Genomic DNA, 18817 nt, shown 5'->3' on the forward strand with positions numbered 1-18817 from the left:
TGCTAGCGTTGCTGTCGTAGGCCCTGACCTAAAGCATGGAAATAGGGCAGCCAGAGCTGGCTAAGAGCCGTGCTTAGTGGTTCATCCGGATACACCCCCAGTTTAGCCGCCTTGCTTTGCAAAGTACCGGATACCAGAAAACTGTTTTTCAGCGACTGGCGCTGTAGCATATTCTCAAAAGCCCGGGCAGCCATTTCTTCTGGCATTGCCAGATACAGCTGCTGCTGTTTGGTATCCAGGCTCCGGCAGTGGCGGAAATAATCGCTTTCACTGTTGCCATCGGCAGACAAAAACAGGCTGATAAAAACCTGATCTAACAACGCATTTAGTGGATGTTGATGTTGCGGCATCGACTCAAGCCAGCAACGGCTGGCAAAGCGGTTAGCAGGCGGCATTGGGCTGAACAGTTTGCTGGCAATATAATGGTCAAAAGCATGGAACCATTCGTGGGCCAGGCTGCCACCACCGGCATTTTTGGCCAGCGCTAAAATACGGCCCTGCGGCTGGTAGTGGGCACACACCCCGCGCTGACCACCTATGCCGTAGGTTAATGCCAGGCTGCCATTTAGCGATATAACCTGCTCTGGTACCTGCAATATTAGCTGTAAATCACATAGCGCATCATAAAACAGATTGGCGGCTTGCTGTTGCTCGGCGTTTTGCACCCAGCGACCGATATGGATGCTGTTAAAACCAAAAATTTTTACCAGATCGCCAAAGCTTACATCCGCGCCGGCCCGGTGTGGTGGGCCGTTGCGGTAATACTGCCGGTTTAGCGCCTCTGCCATCAGTTTTAAACTGAGGTGTTATTGGCATCCAGCATGGCCAATGCCAGCGCTTCGGCCACTTTAATGCCATCAATACCGGCCGATAAAATACCACCGGCATAGCCAGCGCCTTCACCAGCCGGGTATAACCCTTTGATATTGATACTTTGATAGTCACTGCCACGCTTAATGCAAATGGGCGAGGAGGTACGGGTTTCAACCCCAGTCAGTAAACCATCGGCTTTGGCAAAACCTTTAATTTGCCGGTCGAAGGCTGGTATCGCTTCGCGAATGGCGGCGATGGCAAAGTCGGGCAGCACCTGGGCTAAATCGGTCAGGGTAATATTTGGCGTATAGGACGGTTTTACCTCACCCAGCTCCTTCGATGGCTTGCCCGCTAAAAAGTCACCAATTAATTGTGCTGGTGCCTGGTAGTTTTCACCGCCCACTTTAAACGCCAATTGCTCCAGCTGGCGCTGCAGTTCAATACCGGCAAGTGGGTGACCAGGGTAATCCCGCTCCGGGTCAATGCCCACTACAATGGCGCTATTAGCATTACGTTCATGACGCGAGTATTGGCTCATGCCATTCGTCACCACACCGCCTGGTTCAGAGGCCGCTGCGACCACGGTGCCGCCCGGGCACATACAAAAACTGTATACTGTACGGTTGTTGCTGCCATGATGCACCAGCTTGTAGTCAGCCGCGCCTAAAATCGGGTTGCCGGCATTAGGGCCAAAGCGGCACTCGTCAATCATCGACTGCTCATGTTCAATCCGAAAACCAATCGAGAACGGTTTGGCTTCAACATACACTCCTTGATCGTACAGCATCTGAAAGGTATCACGGGCGCTGTGGCCGACAGCCAGCACCACATGTTTGCTATGCAGTTGCTCGCCACTGGCCAGGGTTAAACCGGTCAACTGACCATCAGCAATATGCAGTTTATCTACTCTGCTGCTAAAGCGGATTTCCCCGCCCAGCGCGAGTATAGTTGCCCGCATTTTTTCAACCATCGACACCAGCTTAAAGGTACCGATATGCGGCTTGCTAACATACATTATTTCGTCGGGTGCGCCGGCGGCGACAAATTCGCTCATCACCTTGCGGCCATAGTGTTTTGGGTCTTTTACCTGACTGTATAGCTTGCCATCAGAGAAGGTGCCGGCACCGCCTTCGCCATATTGCACGTTTGATTCGGGGTTCAATTCTTTGCCGCGCCAAAAACCAAAGGTGTCTTTGGTGCGTTCGCGAACTTCTTTACCGCGCTCTAAAATAATCGGTTTAAAGCCCATTTGTGCTAAAAGCAGACCAGCGAATAGGCCGCAAGGACCCAGGCCAATCACAATGGGCCGTTCAGTTAAATTAGCCGGCGCCTGAGCGACAAACTGATAACGGGTGTCAGGCGAGAGCTTAACATGCGGATCCTTGGCAAAGCTGGCTAATAATGCCGCTTCGTTTTCGACCTCTAAATCCAGAGTATAAATTAACTGGATGTCGGTTTTTTTGCGGGCGTCAAAGCCGCGCTTAAACACGGTAAAACTGTGCAGTTGCTCTGCTTTTATCTGCAGTTTGCCAAGGATGGCTGCAGTTATGCCATTTTCGTCATGATTTAGCGGTAGTTTAATTTCAGTCAGGCGCAGCATAGCGGTTCCATATCGGTGTCATAGCGATCTGGCAACAGGCCAACCGCTCACAAGATGGGGCTATTTTACGCCAAGCGGCTGCAATTGTCCGCAACGGTTTTTGGTGTCTCTGAGTTTACACTGCGCCCAACGCTGATTGCTGGCTGCGCTATTTTTCGAATAAACGTATCGCGGCTAATATTTTATCGCCACTAAATGGTTTAACAATAAAAGTGGCTGCGCCCATTTTGATGCTTTGGGTGACATTATCAAGCGTGCTGGCACCACTGACCATTACGACAAAGCAAGCAGGTTTTTCCTGTTTAAATTGCGCTAAAAGCTCTAAGCCTGAGTGATCAGGTAGCTCAATATCCAGGAATATTATATCGGGCTGGTGCAACCTGAATAGTATGTTGGCATCAGCTGCAGTACCGGCGTTAAAGAAGTTGAAATTTTGATATTTCAGTAATTTAGCATCAGCCAGTGCCATAATATTATTACGTAAAAGCTGGCGGCTGTAATCTACATCATCAACCAGTAATATTCTAGGCGGTCTCATTTTTTGCTCCAGACTGCTGTAAAACCAGCAGAAACTGCCGACCTTCTTCAAGAAGATTGTCGTTGAGCGTTTCTGCGCTAAGCCTTTGCTGCAGCTGATCCGCCAGTTGACTCAGAATACTTAAACCGAAGCTTGCGGCCCCCCCCTTAATTTTATGGCAAATTTGACGCATCAAAACAAAATCCCTGTTGTGTATCGCCGTGGCGAAATCTTGGCTAAGCTGCGATAAATTCTGATAAAACAGTGCAGTTAGTTCGCTACTTATCTGCAACTGAACTTTTTGTTGTTGCGGTGTTTGATTAAACAGCTCAGCCAATTGATCAATATCTACTGGTTTTTGCAAAATGAAATCAAATCCTTCGCAGTCGAGACTATCCGCAGACATCGCAAATATTGGTCGGTCATAGCCCAGACGCCTTAAGATCTGCATTGCCTGAATACCGTCACACAACGGCATCTGAATGTCAGTTAAGATAATATCGTACTGATAGCTCAGCGCTTCAGTTATCAACTGCTCACCATTCTCTACACAACATGTCTCCATATTGAGGCTGCTACACTGTATATCGAGTAGCGAAAGCAGAAAGCTGTCGTCTTCGGCAATCAAAATATGCTTATATGTTGTCATGTCGGCTCCTGAGGCTCAGCCATTTTCCGGGAGGTGTTGGTGATAAAGGCCGTTACAGCTGCTGAAATTACGGTATAGGGTTCTGGCAGATTTGGCAAGCAGTCTTGCCGCGGTGAGCTTAGGAGTGTCGAGACTTAAGTAAACAATATTGCTGTTAGTTTGTTTTTTTTGTCTGCTGCAGTATGATCCGCTGCCTGCAAACTGTGGAGCCCGTAAATTATGGCCTTTGTCGTGTTGGATAACTGTATTAAATGCAAATATACCGACTGCGTTGCGGTATGCCCGGTAGATGCATTTTTTGAAGGGCCGAACTTTCTGGCGATCAGCCCGACAATTTGTATCGACTGCGCGTTATGTGAGTCAGAATGTCCGGCTAATGCCATAGTGCAGCAAGAAAAAGTACCCGCAACGCAGCATGGCTTTATTCAGCTTAATGCCGAGCTGGCCGAGCTATGGCCCAATATCCGTGAAGTAAAAACCCCACCAGCCGATGCAGATAGCTGGAATGGCGTGCCTGAAAAACTACGTTATCTTGAAACGTAGTCTAAGTGGGCATTAGTGCTGCTTTGAGTCTGGTGTATCGTGATCTATTTTATAAATAAAATAGACTGCATAAAACAGACATAGGCCTATCACTATCGCCAGACCGGTAAACGAAATGAAAATTACCGGATCATTTAAGAATTCATGCCACAAGTTCATAATCTTGCCCTCTTGCGCTGTAGTAACTGATGTGTCGATGCCTGAAGTCTAGGTAAGCGGGCCGGGGCGTGAACTGATACAGATCAAACTTTGCTGACGGTGTTAGCTCAGTCGCTTGATGGCTTGACGCAGATCAATAATTTGCGCCGTTAATGCCTGGCTTTGGGCATTCAGAGCGCTCAGGTAACGCTCTATAAGGGGCTGCCTGCTGGCAGTAAGTGGTGGGCAAGACTCAAGCAGTAACTGTTGCTCTAGTTGCTCCAGCGAGAGCTCGGCCTGCAGCAGTGTTTGCATAAGTTGTTGCTGCTGCGCAGCAGGCAGGCTGGCGTTGCTGCTATGGCGCCTGAGCTGGCGCAGCGGCTGGGTAAACTGGCGGCTGAAGCTGACAAGCTTTGCGGCAAGCTGCTCTAACTGTTGTCCATTCAGGCTACACTGCTGTTGTTCCAGATAGCAAAGCAATAGCAGCAGGTTAACGTTGAGCCCGAAGCTGTCCTGCCAGTCCAGACAAAGCTGCTGGACTTTTGGATACAACGCCAGGCTGAATTGCCACAGTTGCTGCTCAGTTGGCACTGGCATTTTATTGTTACTGCTGTCAGTCATTGTTTTGCCAGAAGCGTTCAGTTTGTTGCTCTAGTTCGTCCTGCGCCATAAACCACTCTTCTTCAATATTACTAAGGCTGCTACTGGCGCTGGCTTGTTTTGCTAACAGTGCAGTAAGCTCTGTTTTGCGCTCGGCGCTGTAGATATCTGCATCGGCTAGTTGCTGTTCAATGCCGGCCAGTTGTTCGGTCAACTTCTGCTGTTGTTGCTCCAGCTTTTCGACTTTTTGCTTTAGCGGCCGCAGTAAGTTACGCAGTTCAGCTTCCAGTCGTTTCTGATCTTTACGCACCACATTGCTGCTGGCTGGCGCATCAGCCACTGCAGCACTGTTGCTTTGTCTTGCGTCTTGTTGCAGCCACTGGTAGTAGTCAGCTAAATCACCATCAAAAGGGGCTACCCTGCCATGGGCTACCAGATAAAACTCATCGGTGCAGCTGCTAAGCAGATGGCGGTCGTGTGAAACGATAACTATGGCGCCTTCGAACTCCTGTAGTGCCATCACAATGGCTTCACGCATATCTAAATCAAGGTGGTTGGTGGGTTCATCCAGCAGCAGCAGATTAGGGCGCTGATAAACTATTAATGCCAGCACCAACCGGGCTTTTTCGCCACCGGAAAAAGGTGCGCAGGCCTCTAATGCCTTGTCGCCATGAAAGCCAAAGCCGCCTAAGAAATCACGAAGCTTTTGCTCGGGCACTAAGGGGTCGAGCCGCACTAAATGTTGTAACGGGGAGTCTTGCGGGCGCAGGGTTTCCAGCTGGTGCTGGGCAAAATAACCTAAACTTACGCCATTGGCATACCAGATGTCACCGCTTTGCGGCGCCATGCTACCTGACAGCAGTTTAATTAAGGTAGATTTGCCGGCGCCATTGCGCCCCAATAAGCCAATACGGCTGCCGGGTAACAGCTGAAATTTAATCTGACTTAAAATGATATGGTCGGCATAGCCAGCCTGTACATTTTCCATTTTTAACAGCGGATTGGGCAACGATTTTGGTTCGCGAAAGCTGAAGCTAAAAGGTGAGTCAACATGAGCTGGGGCTAGTATGGTCATGCGTTCCAATGCTTTTATGCGGCTTTGCGCCTGCCGCGCTTTAGTCGCCTGAGCTTTAAAGCGGTCGATAAATTTCTGCAGATGGGCGACCTGTCGTTGCTGCTTGTCAAAGTTTGCCTGATGCTGCGACAACTGTTCGGCGCGCTGGCGCTCGAACTGGCTGTAGTTACCTTTATATAAGGTGAGGGTTTGTCGTTCGATATGCACAATATTGTCGGTTACCGCATCCAGAAAGTCACGGTCATGGCTAATCAGCAGCAAGGTGCCCTGATAATTCGCCAGATACTTCTCCAGCCACAGCACGGCATCTAAGTCGAGGTGGTTAGTCGGTTCATCCAGCAGCAACAATTCAGCGGGTTGCATAAGTGCTTTGGCCAGGTTCAGACGCATACGCCAACCGCCCGAAAAAGATTTAACGGGCTGTTGCTGGGCATCTCCGCTAAAGCCTAAACCATCGAGTAGTACGCCGGCTTTGGCTTCCGCCCGGTAGCCATCCAGTGCTTCTATCTGCAAATGCACCGCAGCTAAATCAGTTTCACTGCATTGGCTACGAGCTTTTAGCAGCAATGGAAATAACTTTTCATCGCCTTGCAGTACATAATCCATGGCACTACAGTCTAATGCCGGCGTTTCCTGGGCTACAGTTGATATTACCCAGCGCTCAGGTATGTTGATATTGCCTGCATCAGCGTGCAGTTTACCCTGCAGCATGGCGAACAGGCTGGACTTACCGCAACCATTGGCACCAATAATTCCGACTTTTTGCCCCGGAAATACGGTAAGATCGGCATTAGTAAATAAGGCCTGCGGGCCACGGCGCAGTTCAACCTGCTGTAACTGAATCATGCTTTTACCTGTAATACTGAACTAGGGCGCCAATTTTACGCTATAACCAGCATAAACCAAGGGCTAAGCTGAAAATTGCCGCTAATCAAATGAGAAGACTATGACTGTTCGCAAGAAAAAACGTTTTATTGCTGGCGCCAGCTGCCCCAAATGCCACGCGCTAGACACCATGATGTTGTTCCTGGAAAATAATGTGGAAAAGGTAGAGTGTGTTAGTTGCGGCCATCAGATGGTGCAGCCGGAGCAGCAGGTAAGCAAAGCCAGCCGCAGCAGCGAACAGGTGATAGGGGTGTTTAAACCTGACTAAAGCAGCTGGCGTGCAAACGGCTAGTAATGTGGTGGCGGTGGCTCTTGTTCTGGCGACAGAATACCCTGGTCTTCCGGTAACTGGCGCAGCTTATCGGCCAGCAACATCACTTGTTGCTGAAGTTTCTCTATCCGCATCTGATGCTGGTGTAGCTCATTATTAAGGCTGTTTACAGTATCTTCCTGAAAGGCCAGTTTGTTTTCCAGTTCAATCAGTTGTTGCTGCATTGCAGCATCTCTATCATTCATAATTTATTTCCCAAACCTCAGCAAAACCACTGGAACTTTCACTGATTATACGTGTTGGGCTTAAGAATGCCACTGCATGTACCACCGCACTGGCCGGCCTGCTGCCTTTGCGTGGGCTCACCCGCCAGCGCTGTAACTCTTTGCCGTCATTCACTCGCCACAGCACTAAACTACGAGTCGGGGCTCCGGTGAGTAAATACTGACCATCGTCACTAAAACGTACAGCGCTAAATACTTGCTGGCGGGCGGTAATTTGTAAGGTGCTGATCAAGGCGCCAGTTTGGATATCCCAAATTCTTGCCAGGCTCTGGCTGTCAGCGGTAAAAGCAAAGCGGCCTTGCGGGTCAAGGGCGACTTTACTCACCCGGCTCGGGTGGCTGAAGCTGTGCACAATTTGCGCACTGCTGGTATCCCAGAGATAGGCCTGGTAATCGTTACTGCCGCTCAGTGCATAACGGCCATTAGGCGACATTGCGACACTGTTAATTTTTTCGGTATGGCCCAGAAACTCCAGCCGACGGCCAGACGCCAGGGTAATATGCTGCACTGCACCATCGCTTTTGCCAATTAGCAAATGTGCTCCACTGGCCGATACGGCAATATCGCGTACTGAGGATTGATCGAGCTGCCAGAAACCAACGTTTTCACCGTTGTCAGTACGCCAGAGGGCAAAGGTTTGTTGATCAGCACTGAATACATGGCTGTTATCCGGGCTGATCGCCAGCGTAAATACCAGATTATCCTGCTCTGGGGTATGTTGCCATTGGTATTTCAGCACGTTTTGCCGCAAGTCCCAAAAAGCCAGGCCATCCTGAATGGATGACACCACAGCATAGTGTCCATCGTTTGCTATTTCGGCCGCATAACTGCCCTGAGCGACATGTTGCCATTGCTGCAGTGCCGTCGTTTCTACTTTTGTGCAGGATGCGATTAAAAAAGTAAGAAAAAGCACAGGATATTTCATTGTGGGTGTTAACCTCATTCGCACAAACCGTTAGTATAGGCCAGAACCTGACGAATTATTAAAACACACTTTTGCAGCCAGGCTGCCAAAATATGGAGAAATGAATGCGCGTAACAACCAAACTCTCACTGATTGCCGTAGCAGTGCTTACTTTAAGTGCCTGTCAGAAAGAAAAGCAAGCTGCAGTGCCTGCTTTAGATACTGAACAAGCGAAACAAGCTTATAGTCTGGGCGTGTCCGCCGGTCGTTATCTGGAAAGCACCGTTCAGGAATATGACAAAATTGCCGTTGAGCTTAACAGCGATTTAATTTTGCAAGGCGTTAAAGATGGCCTGGCCGGTAATTCCAGTGTCAGTGATGATGAAATTCAACAGCTGTTAGCCAAGTTAGATGAACAATATCGTACCAAGCAAGCTGAACTTGCTGCGGCTGAATCAGAAGCAGTGATTGCTGCTGGTAAATCTTATTTAGAGCAGAATGCGGCTAAAGACGGCGTTACTGTTACCGAATCAGGCTTGCAATACGAAGTGTTACAAGCTGCCGCTGGTCCTAAACCAAAAGCAACTGATATTGTAAAAGTACATTACACTGGTACGCTTACTGACGGCACCAAGTTTGACAGCTCTTATGATCGTGATGCACCAGCTGAGTTTCCTTTAAACCGGGTTATTCCAGGTTGGACCGAAGGCGTGCAGCTAATGAATGTAGGCTCTAAATTCAAGTTCACTATTCCGTCAGAGCTAGCCTATGGCGAGCGTGACATGGGCGTTATAACGCCACACAGCGTGTTAGTATTTGAAGTTGAACTACTGGAAATTGTTGCTGGCGAATAATTGCAATTGAGTGCGCAGCGATAACAGTTACTGTTGTCGCTGCATAATCTTGTACGCCGTTAGTTAAACTGTCGCACTATTTTCAGTATGTTTAGCGTGCAGTGTATCAATCAGTTTATCCTCTAATTCAAACCTTTCTTCTAAGGCCTGACCCAAATCAGATAGCTGCCGGTCAAAAGCTGCGCTATCACGCGTACTCAGGTGGTCAGCATAGGCATCATTAAAACTTAATGCTAAGTCGGTTGAAACCGCAATTTTCGGATATAAACTGTCTGCCAGTTTGCGTGAATCTGTGCCATTGACGGCGCATTGCGTGACAATACGTTCGTAAACTTCAAAATGGCCTGCTGACAAATAATCCATCAGTAACTGACAAAATTCCCGGACTTTTTCCTGCGCTGGGAGTGTATGACGGTCTTTTTCAAACGGTGGCAAACCGGCAAGCTTGCAATAACTAACGATAAGCTGCTGGCGTTCGTCAAGCCAGTTATCTATTGCTGTTAACGACCCTCCCCATTTTTGTTGAGCTTGTTGCACACGACGGTACATGTCCTTCTCCTTAAGTGCAGTAAAAGTTCTGCTATCTCTAATTAAAAGAATTTCACACTAAAGATCAACCATTATTTTATTGGTCAGCCCACTATTCTGCCCGTATCATAACAACAGTGCGCTGATCTGTAACTGAATAAACTGCGCTAATTAAGGACTTAATCATGATAAAGCACAGTATTGCACTTACCAGGCAAAGTCAGGGGTTATGGTTTATTGTCAATAAAGGCCGTCTTTATATGACTGAAGATGGTTTGCTGCCACAGGGAAGATTGGGCAGCCTGGCCATTGCAGTAGATCCAGAGCAAATATGCTGGCTCGGTGAATATCAGCAGCAGCCCTGTTATTTAGTGGTAGACCATGATCAGGTCACTGATGACTCGGTTTGGCACTCTGCCCGGAATCTGTTAAATCAGGATGAAATGTTATTTCAATTGGCGGCAAGGGCGTTGCAGGTTGCATTATTCTTACAAACTCACCGCTTTTGCGGGCAGTGTGGCAGTGCCATGCATTTAGTTAACTGGGAGTTGGCGGCATTATGCAATAAATGTGGCCACCGTTGTTATCCGCGAATTGCCCCTTGTGTGTTAGTGGGGATTAGCCGGCCCGGGCAAATACTGCTGGCCCGTTCAACCCGTCACAAAGCTGGTTTTTTTTCTATTCTGGCAGGCTTTGTTGAATCGGCTGAAACACTGGAACAAGCTGCTGTACGTGAAGTTAAGGAAGAAGTAGGAGTGAAGATTAGCCACTTAAGGTATATGGGCAGCCAGCCCTGGCCATTCCCGCACTCACTGATGACCGGTTTTACAGCTAACTATCAGGGGGGCGACATTGTTTGTCAGCCAAATGAGATTGCAGAAGCAGCATGGTTTGACTTAACCAAACTACCTGAAGTGCCTCCAGTTGAAACATTGTCGGGCAAAATTATCAGATATTTGCAGCAGAAAAACAGCAGATAAATAATCTTCCGGAAAGATTTTTAACAGTGCGAAGCATTGGCCCGAAGGGTTGCGCCATGGATGGCAGCAAATAAAAAAGCCACAAAATGTGGCTTAACTTGGTACAGCATGGTCCCGTTTAACAGGCTTCTCGCTTATAATTCTTCACTAGCGCAGTAAGTTTATAACAGATAGTGTTAACAGATACAAGTGCCTGGCTGAAAAAACCTGAACGGCAGATTAACGCTGATTATATAGAGTCGGGCCGTGACAGATGGTAAACTGATGCAGTTTTTTTTGAAGGCGAAAAGATGATGCAATTACAGAATGACCGTTACCTGCGAGCCCTGCTAAAGCAGCCCGTTGACCGCACACCCGTTTGGATGATGCGCCAGGCTGGTCGTTATTTGCCGGAGTACCGGGCGACCAGGGCGATAGCCGGTGACTTTATGTCATTGTGTAAAAACCCCGAGCTGGCCTGCGAGGTTACGCTGCAGCCGTTACGTCGATATCCGCTGGATGCGGCCATTTTATTCAGTGACATTTTAACCATTCCCGATGCGATGGGACTTGGTTTGTATTTTGGTGAAGGCGAAGGCCCGAAATTCCAACGGCCAATCCGTGACTTTATGGATGTGGTTAATTTGCCGATACCCGATCCTGAGCAGGAACTGCGTTATGTTATGGACGCTGTGCGGACTATCCGGCGCGAGTTGAATGGCAGCGTGCCACTAATTGGTTTCTCGGGAAGCCCCTGGACTCTCGCTACCTATATGGTTGAAGGCAGTGGCAGCAAGACTTTCAGTATCATTAAAAAAATGATGTATAGCGAACCTGAAGTGCTCCATATGCTGTTAGACAAACTGGCGCAAAGTGTTGTGTTGTACCTTAATGCGCAAATTGCTGCAGGTGCCCAGTCAGTAATGATATTTGACACCTGGGGTGGCATTTTAACGCCGCGTGACTATAAAGAGTTTTCATTGAGTTATATGCAAACCATCGTAAACGGTTTAACCCGTGAAGCTGAAGGCCGCAAAGTACCGGTAACCTTGTTCACTAAAAATGGTGGCCAGTGGCTGGAAGTGATTGCGGCGACAGGTTGTGATGCTGTTGGCCTTGACTGGACGACTGACATTGGTAATGCCCGGTCCAGAATAGGTAGCAATGTTGCCCTGCAGGGTAATATGGACCCCTCAGTATTACTGGGTTCACCCGAGCGGATCCGGCAGGAAGTTCAGAGTATTCTCGATAGTTATGGTCAGGGTTCTGGCCATGTTTTTAATCTGGGACATGGCATTACGCCAGATGTTGACCCGGAAAGGGCAGGTGTATTTATTGATGCAGTACAGTCGTTAAGCCGTACGTATCATCTGGATACCACGGCAGAGTAATGCTGTAAAGGCCATCTGAAAGATGGCCTTTTTCTAGTTCATACCCGCTACAGATGTTTGATAATCAAGCAGTAAATCTTCGAAATTTTCGACTGCCCAGTTACGCTTTCTTGCTTCACTAATAGCCTGATGTAACATAGCTTCGCCACGGCCCTGCTGGCCCAGCTCGATAAACGCTACGCCAAGCGTAGCCAGAAGATCAGGGTGGGTCGGATCTATTGCCCGTCCTTGCTCGGCTAATCTGATTGCTTTATTGGGATTACGTATTTCGGGGTCATCTGATAATGCCAGTAGTGATGCATAGTCTGCAATGGCAGGCATGTATTCTTGCAGGGCTGCAAGCTCCAGGAAACGGGCAGCTTTGCGAGGCTCAAAATTTACATTATTACTATCAAGTAGTTCCTGTGCCAATAAATATGCCGCCTTAGCGTTACCCCCTTCTGCCGCGACTGCCAGCCAGTTCACCGCTTTGCTGCGGTCTTTGTCACAGCCATTGCCGGTAATTAAACACTGAGCTAACCGGTACTGAGCCGTTTGATGGCCATTGATAGCCGCTTTTTGGTACCACTCCAGTGGGTTCTCATCTTTTACAATGTTGCTTTCCGCCAGAATAGCGAATAAGTACTGGTACTCAGCAAACTCTGCCCGCGCTGCGGCTTCAATAGCGTCCAGATACTCCTGATTATCGCGGTTAAAGCGCCGCGTCTGTGAGCCCTGAGAGGCCCTGATCTGAAAACTATGAGATTGCATTTCTACCCGCATGGTATCGCCATACAGATCGCGTGGTGGTTCGAAGCGCCAGCTGTTAACCGCTTTCAACACATACTCATTAATGCCGTTAATGGGGAAGGAGGCGATGACCTTAGCATTTTCGACTTTGCCATCTTCATTAATGTCATAGTGTACGACGGCCCATGCTGACACGCCACCACGCTCAAAAAAGCTCGGGTAGCTTGGTTCATCCTGGCGTATAGCTTTTATCCTGGCCGAATTACCAACAACAAAACGATTAGCAATAGGGTATAAATTACCATACAACGCATCTTTGCCGTATTTGCTGTTTAAATCGCTAAAGCTTTCCTTGCCGTCGCGACGTGATTCCAGATTCCGGCGTAAAGCTAAATATTGTTTCGCTGCCAGAGGATGGTCGCGGTCCCTGGCTATAAGAGTCCAGGCATAGGCTTTATTAATATCTACCTCAGTACCCAGACCTTCGGCATACATTCGCGATACCAAAAATTGTGCTTCAAGGTGTCCCAGCTCCGCCAGCTTTTCCAGGCGCGGTTTTGCAAGTTGATATTCCTGCTTATCAAACAGCGACTTTGCTGTAGGAAAATCTGCAAGTGTTTGCCAGGAGAAGCATATTGCAATCCAAGCCAAGCTAATACGAACTAATGGCATAACGGGTCTCCACGACATTCCCACGAAATTTTTTATTTCATTGAGTTTACAATGATTCATCAGTCAAAACAAAAATAAATATTTATTCTACTTTCAGTGCCTTAGGTGTAAAAGTTAACGCCGGATTTAAAAGAGCCTGTTTAAACCATTTAATGCGGCTACCCGATAGGCTTCTGCCATTGTCGGGTAATTAAAGGTGGTGTGGACAAAATAGTTGAGATTATTGCCACCATTTGTTTGCATCATAATGGCTTGGCCGATATGGACAATTTCTGCTGCACGCTCACCAAAACAATGAATACCGAGTATTTCCAGCGTATCACGATGAAACAACAGTTTCAGACTACCGACATTAGTGTTGGCAATTTGGGCTCGGGCCAGATGTTTAAACTGGGCGCGGCCTACTTCGTATGGAATCTTCGCAGTGGTAAGTTCTTGCTCAGTTTTACCTACTGAGCTCATTTCCGGTATAGTATAGATACCAACCGGAATATCTGCGATCAGGTGGCCGTCAAGATTGCCTTTAACAATGGCTTCACCTGCCAGTCGTCCCTGGTCATATGCAGCGCTGGCTAAGCTCGGGTAACCAATAACATCGCCTACAGCATAAATATTATCGATACTTGTCTGGTAGCGAGTATTCACTTTGACTAAACCGCGGCTGTCTGAATCAAGCTCAATCGCCGTCAGATTCAACATATCAGTGTTGCCGGTGCGGCCATTGGCAAACAGAAAGCAATCGGCTTTCATTTTTTTACCTGACTGTAAGTGTAAAACCACGCCGTCTTTCTGGCCTTCGATTTGGGAAAACTCTTCTCCATGGCGAATTGTCATGCCAGAGTTCCAGAAATGATAACTAAGCGAGTCTGAAATTTCTGCATCCATAAAAGACAGCAGGCGATCGCGGGTATTTACTAAATCAACCCGCACACCCAGACCGCGAAAAATAGACGCATATTCGCAGCCGATAACCCCGGCACCGTAAATAATAATATGTTTAGGCTCATGAGCCAGCGACAAAATGGTGTCACTGTCATAAATACGCGAGTGGCTAAAATCGACCTGAGGCGGACGATAAGGCCTGGAGCCTGTTGCTATGACAATGTTTTCTGCAGTCAGGTTGTAACAACTGCCATCCTGATCAATGACTTCCAGCGTATGAGCGTCCACAAAGCGTGCCTCGCCCTGATGAATTTTCACCAGATTACGGTCATAAAAGCCGGCTCTGAGTTTAACCTGTTTACGAATAACACCAGCAGCGTGTTTTAGAATTTGTGAAAAGGTTAGCCGGGTAAGTTGATCATCTAACTGAAACAGCGGGTTTTCATTAAACTCGATCAGCCGACTGACAGAGTGACGCAGCGCTTTTGAGGGAATGGTACCCCAATGAGTGCAACCTCCACCTACTGATTTATAACGTTCTATGGCGGCTACCCGTTTGCCACTTTTAGCCAAATACATGGCAGCACCTTCGCCCCCGGGACCGGTACCAATAACAATTGCATCATAATCATAGGTTGGCTTTTTTGTTTTGCTTTTCTCTGTCACAAACATCGCCTTGTTCAATAAAAAACCTGCTTTGTCAGCATAACAGGTCTTTATCACAAAAAAAGAGGCCGTAGCCTCTTTTTAAAGATTAATGAAAGGCAGCTGTTAGTCTTTGCCAGTGCTGATGTTGTTGCTGTAAATGATATTTGAATTCGCGATAACGTTGCTTAAAATCCGCTGTCTGGTACTGCTCAATCAAAGCTTGCTTTTTCTGCAGTACAAATTGCTTTTTCAGTTGGTAGTAATCCTGCATTCTGGCCAGCAACAACTCGTATTCGCGTTCCAGCAACTGTAACAGTTGTTCAGCATTGGGTAACAGCTGAGCTTTTTGTTGCGCGCGCAGTAATTGCATTTTTGCTTTAGCCATGGCGACGCGTTCTTCTGGCACTATGCGTAAGTTACGCGTCAGACCAATATAGCTGGCAGATTTAATCAGCCATTTAGTGGGGTCGAACTGCCACCATTTAATGCCGTTGCGATAATCATACTCAAATATATGGTGATAATTGTGATAACCCTCACCGTAAGTAAGAAATGCCAGGACGCCATTGTCTCGTGCCGAATTTTTATCGGTATACGGCTGCTTACCCCAAATATGAGCCAACGAGTTAATAAAAAAAGTGAAATGGTGGCTTAGTACTAACCTTAATACGCCCACGCTCAGGATCATACCTAGCATATTGCCACTTAACCAGCCTAACAATAGCGGGATACCGACATTGGTAGCTATGGTCAATGCCAAATAATGCTTATGTTGCCATGCAACAATTCGGTTCTTTTGTAGATCACGTACATTAGTGTAGTCGTTGTAGGTCGTACCCTGGTAATCGCGAAGCATCCAGCCAATATGGCTATACCAGAAACCACGACGTGCGGAGTAGGGGTCTTTCTCGTTATCATCTACATGACGGTGATGATCCCGATGATCAGATGACCAGTGTAAAGCACTGTTTTGCAATGCAAAGGCGCCGCCAATAGCGAAAGCCCATTGTAAAAATGGGTGGGCATCATAGGTTTTGTGTGCCCACAAACGATGATAACCTGCGGTAATTGACATACCGCAGTAGCCAAGCGCTAAAATGGTAGCAATAATTTCAAACCAGCCAAAGCCAACAGCTACTGCATACCAGGGCACGGCAATAGCGGCAACCAGGAAACTGATGCTAAATAAGAGTGTGGTGGTCCAGATAATAGGGGCTTTTTTCATTTAAGGCTCTTTAATTCAGGCTATTTTGAGCGTACAACTGTACGCCAATTTAACTAGCCTGCAGGGTCAGGTCAAGGTATAAAATAGCTATTTTTTCGATAGGACGTGTCGTGAGCAGAGCGCAACAAAAAGAACGGACCCGTAAGGCTATAATAGAAGCGGCTTTTTCTCAGTTAAGTGCTGAGAAGAGCTTCGCCAGTTTAAGCCTGCGTGAAGTGGCCAGAGAGGCGGGTATTGCACCAACATCTTTTTATCGCCATTTTGCTGATATGGATGAACTTGGCTTGACGCTGGTGGATGAGGCGGGCTTGATGTTGCGGCAGTTAATGCGTCAGGCCCGGCAACGTATTGAAAATAATGGCAGTGTCATTAGCACCTCCATTGAAACCTTTATGGAGTTTGTTACCGGCAACAGTAATGTGTTTCGTCTGCTACTGCGCGAGCGCTCTGGCACCTCGGCCGCATTCCGTGCTGCGGTAGCGCGTGAAATCCAGCACTTTTCTGCTGAGTTAGCGCATTATCTTCGAAAAGAGACGGCATGCCCGGACGAGCTGGCGCAGCTACAGGCCGAGGCTATGGTGACCTTGGTATTTCACACTGGCGCCGACGCGCTGGATGCACTGCCGGAACATTATGCCAGCTTAACCAGCCGCACCATTACCCAGTTGCGCTGGTTAGCTCATGGTGCTGCCAGTTATGGCCGTAAGGCAAAAGATTAACGTTTCTGCAGCCAGACACCGGTTTCCAGATGATGGCTATACGGGAATTGGTCAAATAGTGCTGTTTTCATAATGCGGTGAGTCTTATTCAGGCTTTGCAGATTAGCCGCCAGCGTGTCTGGGTTACAGGAAATATAGATAATATCGTTAAAACCACTGACTAAGCTCACGGTATCGGGATCTAAGCCGGCGCGTGGCGGGTCTACTAATACCGTGTTAAGTGCCATGCCACTGAGCTCGATATTTTTCAATGCAGAGCCACTTACCAGTGCTTTTGATACGTCTTCGGCAGACATTTGCAGTACTTGTACATTGGTAATGTTATTCAACTGAATATTGTATTCTGCTGATTTAATTGAAGTTCGTGAAATTTCGGTTGCCACCACCTGGTTGAAATAGCGCGCCAGGGCTAAAGCAAAATTCGCGTTACCGCAATATAGTTCCAGCAAATCACCAGTGAGCTTATTGGCAATGCCCGCAGACCAGGCTAACATCTGCTGGTTTATCCCTGCGTTGGGCTGGGTAAAGCTGCCCTCTACTTGTTGATACGAGAGGGTTGTGCCATCGACCGTAAATCGCTCTGTTACGAAGTCAGTATCAATAACCATTTTTTGCTTCCGTGCCCGGCCAATAAATTTCACTGGCCAGTCTGGCAATAGCTCTGCAGTTAAAGCGGTTACGGCATCTTTCCAGTCTTGCTCAAGTTGTCGTTTATAAATCAAACTAACCAGCAGTTCTCCCGATTGAGTAGCAAGGTAGTCGACCTGATACAGTTTATAGCGTAACGGGTGGTTATACTGGATTTTACTCAGCAGTATTGGCATAAAATCAGCAATAAGCTGACTTGCGACCGGGAAGTAATCGATCCGGACTTTTTGCTTGGTCTGAGGATCAAACATCGCATGGTAAATATCATCACCATCATGCCAGATCCGGAATTCGGCACGCTGGCGGTAGTGGCTGGGTGATGAGCGAAACAGCTCAATATCCGTCGAGGTATAAGCTGCCAGCAGTTTTTGTAACCTGTTTTTTTTCTCGATTAACTGGGTGTCATACTCTTCTGGAAATACCTGACCTAATCGCATAATTTTCTCTGCTAACCTCTAAACAGAGCATTTTATGTTGTTTTGCCAGCGACGCCAACCTTAGTTCACACCAGTATGCTGTTAAAGAAGAGTATAAAATAAAACGCCGGCTATACGCCGGCGTTAACTGAGTCAGCTTAAGCTATTTACTCAGCGTTATCTTCGTCCTGGCGCTCTTTTGCTTCGCGAACTTTTAATGTTCTTTCCTGAAATTCAAAATCGTTTAATTTATTGATCATTTTTGCAGCATCTTTAGCGGCGACTTCAACGAACCCAAAGCCACGACGCCGACCCGTTTGCCGATCTTTCATTAAACGAACATTTTTAACAGCCCCGTAGTTGGCAAATAACTCTTTTACTGCATCTTCGTTGGCCCGGTATGGCAAATTTCCTACATATAAAGTAGCAGTATCACCAGTGAATTCCTGAACGTCTGCCATTGGGCTAACAGCTGCACCTTTAGTGTCAAGTAAAACCGGAACCAGAACGCCTGCTAATACAACACCGATAACGACGAACCAAGCCGGACTAATATTCAGTGTGAAAAATGAAAATATAAAATATACCAGCACAGCTAATGCAAGGGTATAAGGTAAAGAAGCTCGTAAAGTTGGTAACATAATCAATTCCTAAATACTGATAATGAAGAACGCTTATTTACTATAAGCAAACCTATCTTAACGGTTAGATCTTAACCAGCCAATAGCAAAAATATCTAATTTGCAAAACACATGCGATAAAAATAAGCACAAAGTGCTTTTTATGAGCAGTTGGTAGCAAAAATAAGTATTTACGCTAATAAATGCTTGCGGCCTAACTTAAACGCCCTATAATGCGCGCCATGCC

At 47.4% G+C, this 18817-nt stretch carries 21 protein-coding genes; 6 read left to right on the forward strand and 15 right to left on the reverse strand.

What is annotated here, in order from left to right; all coding sequences use genetic code 11:
* Window positions 1–2: 2 nt before the first annotated feature.
* From WG68_RS15095 to WG68_RS15110, 4 genes are all read right to left on the reverse strand, one after another.
* Window positions 3–788 carry a CLCA_X family protein gene (locus WG68_RS15095; RefSeq protein WP_046558543.1) on the reverse strand — a complete coding sequence of 262 codons (786 nt, stop codon included), beginning with the start codon at window positions 786–788 and terminating at the stop codon, window positions 3–5.
* A gap of 5 nt (window positions 789–793) precedes the next feature.
* Window positions 794–2413: an NAD(P)/FAD-dependent oxidoreductase gene (locus WG68_RS15100; protein WP_046558544.1), complete on the reverse strand. Its 1620-nt coding sequence runs from the start codon at window positions 2411–2413 to the stop codon at window positions 794–796.
* Between the two features lie 148 nt (window positions 2414–2561).
* On the reverse strand, window positions 2562–2951 hold the full coding sequence (locus WG68_RS15105) for a response regulator (protein ID WP_046558545.1): 390 nt from the start codon (window positions 2949–2951) through the stop codon (window positions 2562–2564).
* A complete protein-coding gene (locus WG68_RS15110) occupies window positions 2938–3579 on the reverse strand; it encodes a response regulator (RefSeq protein WP_046558546.1) in 642 nt (213 codons plus the stop codon). Before WG68_RS15110 ends, WG68_RS15105 begins: the two co-directional genes overlap by 14 nt.
* A 219-nt stretch (window positions 3580–3798) precedes the next feature.
* Between WG68_RS15110 and fdxA the strand changes: the two genes are divergently transcribed.
* Window positions 3799–4122 carry a ferredoxin FdxA gene (gene fdxA / locus WG68_RS15115; protein ID WP_046558547.1) on the forward strand — a complete coding sequence of 108 codons (324 nt, stop codon included), beginning with the start codon at window positions 3799–3801 and terminating at the stop codon, window positions 4120–4122.
* Window positions 4123–4134: 12 nt separating this feature from the next.
* On the opposite strand, the gene WG68_RS19945 is transcribed toward fdxA, so the two are convergent.
* The 3 genes from WG68_RS19945 to WG68_RS15125 all read right to left on the reverse strand — a co-directional run bounded on the left by WG68_RS19945 (window position 4135) and on the right by WG68_RS15125 (window position 6781).
* Window positions 4135–4281, reverse strand: coding sequence for a DUF3149 domain-containing protein (locus WG68_RS19945; protein ID WP_083923080.1), 147 nt, complete (start codon window positions 4279–4281; stop codon window positions 4135–4137).
* 102 nt (window positions 4282–4383) lie between these two features.
* On the reverse strand, window positions 4384–4881 hold the full coding sequence (locus tag WG68_RS15120; protein WP_046558548.1) for a TIGR02444 family protein: 498 nt from the start codon (window positions 4879–4881) through the stop codon (window positions 4384–4386).
* Entirely contained in the window at window positions 4874–6781 is a 1908-nt protein-coding gene (locus tag WG68_RS15125; protein ID WP_046558549.1) for an ATP-binding cassette domain-containing protein, read from the reverse strand. The genes WG68_RS15120 and WG68_RS15125 overlap by 8 nt, the downstream gene beginning before the upstream one ends.
* A 100-nt stretch (window positions 6782–6881) precedes the next feature.
* Between WG68_RS15125 and WG68_RS15130 the strand changes: the two genes are divergently transcribed.
* Complete coding sequence (locus tag WG68_RS15130; protein WP_046558550.1) at window positions 6882–7088, forward strand: YheV family putative zinc ribbon protein; 207 nt, start codon at window positions 6882–6884, stop codon at window positions 7086–7088.
* A gap of 20 nt (window positions 7089–7108) precedes the next feature.
* On the opposite strand, the gene WG68_RS15135 is transcribed toward WG68_RS15130, so the two are convergent.
* Window positions 7109–7336, reverse strand: a complete 228-nt coding sequence (locus tag WG68_RS15135; protein ID WP_046558551.1) for a SlyX family protein — start codon at window positions 7334–7336, stop codon at window positions 7109–7111.
* Window positions 7329–8300 carry a WD40 repeat domain-containing protein gene (locus WG68_RS15140; protein WP_046558552.1) on the reverse strand — a complete coding sequence of 324 codons (972 nt, stop codon included), beginning with the start codon at window positions 8298–8300 and terminating at the stop codon, window positions 7329–7331. Before WG68_RS15140 ends, WG68_RS15135 begins: the two co-directional genes overlap by 8 nt.
* 104 nt (window positions 8301–8404) lie before the next feature.
* Here WG68_RS15140 and WG68_RS15145 point away from each other — a divergent pair, with 104 nt between their 5' ends.
* Window positions 8405–9133 carry an FKBP-type peptidyl-prolyl cis-trans isomerase gene (locus tag WG68_RS15145; RefSeq protein ID WP_046558553.1) on the forward strand — a complete coding sequence of 243 codons (729 nt, stop codon included), beginning with the start codon at window positions 8405–8407 and terminating at the stop codon, window positions 9131–9133.
* 63 nt (window positions 9134–9196) lie between these two features.
* Here the strand turns inward: WG68_RS15145 and WG68_RS15150 are convergent, their stop codons facing one another.
* The gene (locus WG68_RS15150) at window positions 9197–9682 is read right to left on the reverse strand and encodes an Rsd/AlgQ family anti-sigma factor (protein WP_046558554.1); all 486 of its coding nucleotides are present in this window, start codon (window positions 9680–9682) and stop codon (window positions 9197–9199) included.
* Between the two features lie 164 nt (window positions 9683–9846).
* Between WG68_RS15150 and nudC the strand changes: the two genes are divergently transcribed.
* On the forward strand, window positions 9847–10641 hold the full coding sequence (nudC, locus tag WG68_RS15155; RefSeq protein WP_046558555.1) for an NAD(+) diphosphatase: 795 nt from the start codon (window positions 9847–9849) through the stop codon (window positions 10639–10641).
* Window positions 10642–10931: 290 nt separating this feature from the next.
* Window positions 10932–12011, forward strand: coding sequence for a uroporphyrinogen decarboxylase (hemE, locus tag WG68_RS15160; protein WP_046558556.1), 1080 nt, complete (start codon window positions 10932–10934; stop codon window positions 12009–12011).
* Between the two features lie 33 nt (window positions 12012–12044).
* On the opposite strand, the gene WG68_RS15165 is transcribed toward hemE, so the two are convergent.
* The 3 genes from WG68_RS15165 to WG68_RS15175 form a co-directional block, all read right to left on the reverse strand.
* Window positions 12045–13412, reverse strand: coding sequence for a TonB family protein (locus tag WG68_RS15165; RefSeq protein ID WP_046558557.1), 1368 nt, complete (start codon window positions 13410–13412; stop codon window positions 12045–12047).
* Between the two features lie 126 nt (window positions 13413–13538).
* Window positions 13539–14960 carry a Si-specific NAD(P)(+) transhydrogenase gene (gene sthA / locus WG68_RS15170; RefSeq protein ID WP_407637685.1) on the reverse strand — a complete coding sequence of 474 codons (1422 nt, stop codon included), beginning with the start codon at window positions 14958–14960 and terminating at the stop codon, window positions 13539–13541.
* 88 nt (window positions 14961–15048) lie between these two features.
* The gene (locus tag WG68_RS15175; protein WP_046558559.1) at window positions 15049–16167 is read right to left on the reverse strand and encodes an acyl-CoA desaturase; all 1119 of its coding nucleotides are present in this window, start codon (window positions 16165–16167) and stop codon (window positions 15049–15051) included.
* 110 nt (window positions 16168–16277) lie between these two features.
* Here WG68_RS15175 and fabR point away from each other — a divergent pair, with 110 nt between their 5' ends.
* Window positions 16278–16886, forward strand: coding sequence for an HTH-type transcriptional repressor FabR (gene fabR / locus WG68_RS15180; protein WP_046558560.1), 609 nt, complete (start codon window positions 16278–16280; stop codon window positions 16884–16886).
* Here fabR and trmA read toward each other — a convergent pair.
* Together trmA and WG68_RS15190 are read right to left on the reverse strand one after the other, a co-directional pair.
* The gene (gene trmA, locus WG68_RS15185) at window positions 16883–17971 is read right to left on the reverse strand and encodes a tRNA (uridine(54)-C5)-methyltransferase TrmA (RefSeq protein WP_046558561.1); all 1089 of its coding nucleotides are present in this window, start codon (window positions 17969–17971) and stop codon (window positions 16883–16885) included. The two genes, fabR and trmA, sit on opposite strands and share 4 nt — an antisense overlap.
* 146 nt (window positions 17972–18117) lie before the next feature.
* A complete protein-coding gene (locus tag WG68_RS15190) occupies window positions 18118–18591 on the reverse strand; it encodes an RNA recognition motif domain-containing protein (protein ID WP_046558562.1) in 474 nt (157 codons plus the stop codon).
* Window positions 18592–18817 lie beyond the last annotated feature (226 nt).

The sequence above is a fragment of the Arsukibacterium ikkense genome (genome assembly GCF_000987775.1).
Classification (GTDB): Bacteria; Pseudomonadota; Gammaproteobacteria; order Enterobacterales; family Alteromonadaceae; genus Alishewanella; species Alishewanella ikkense.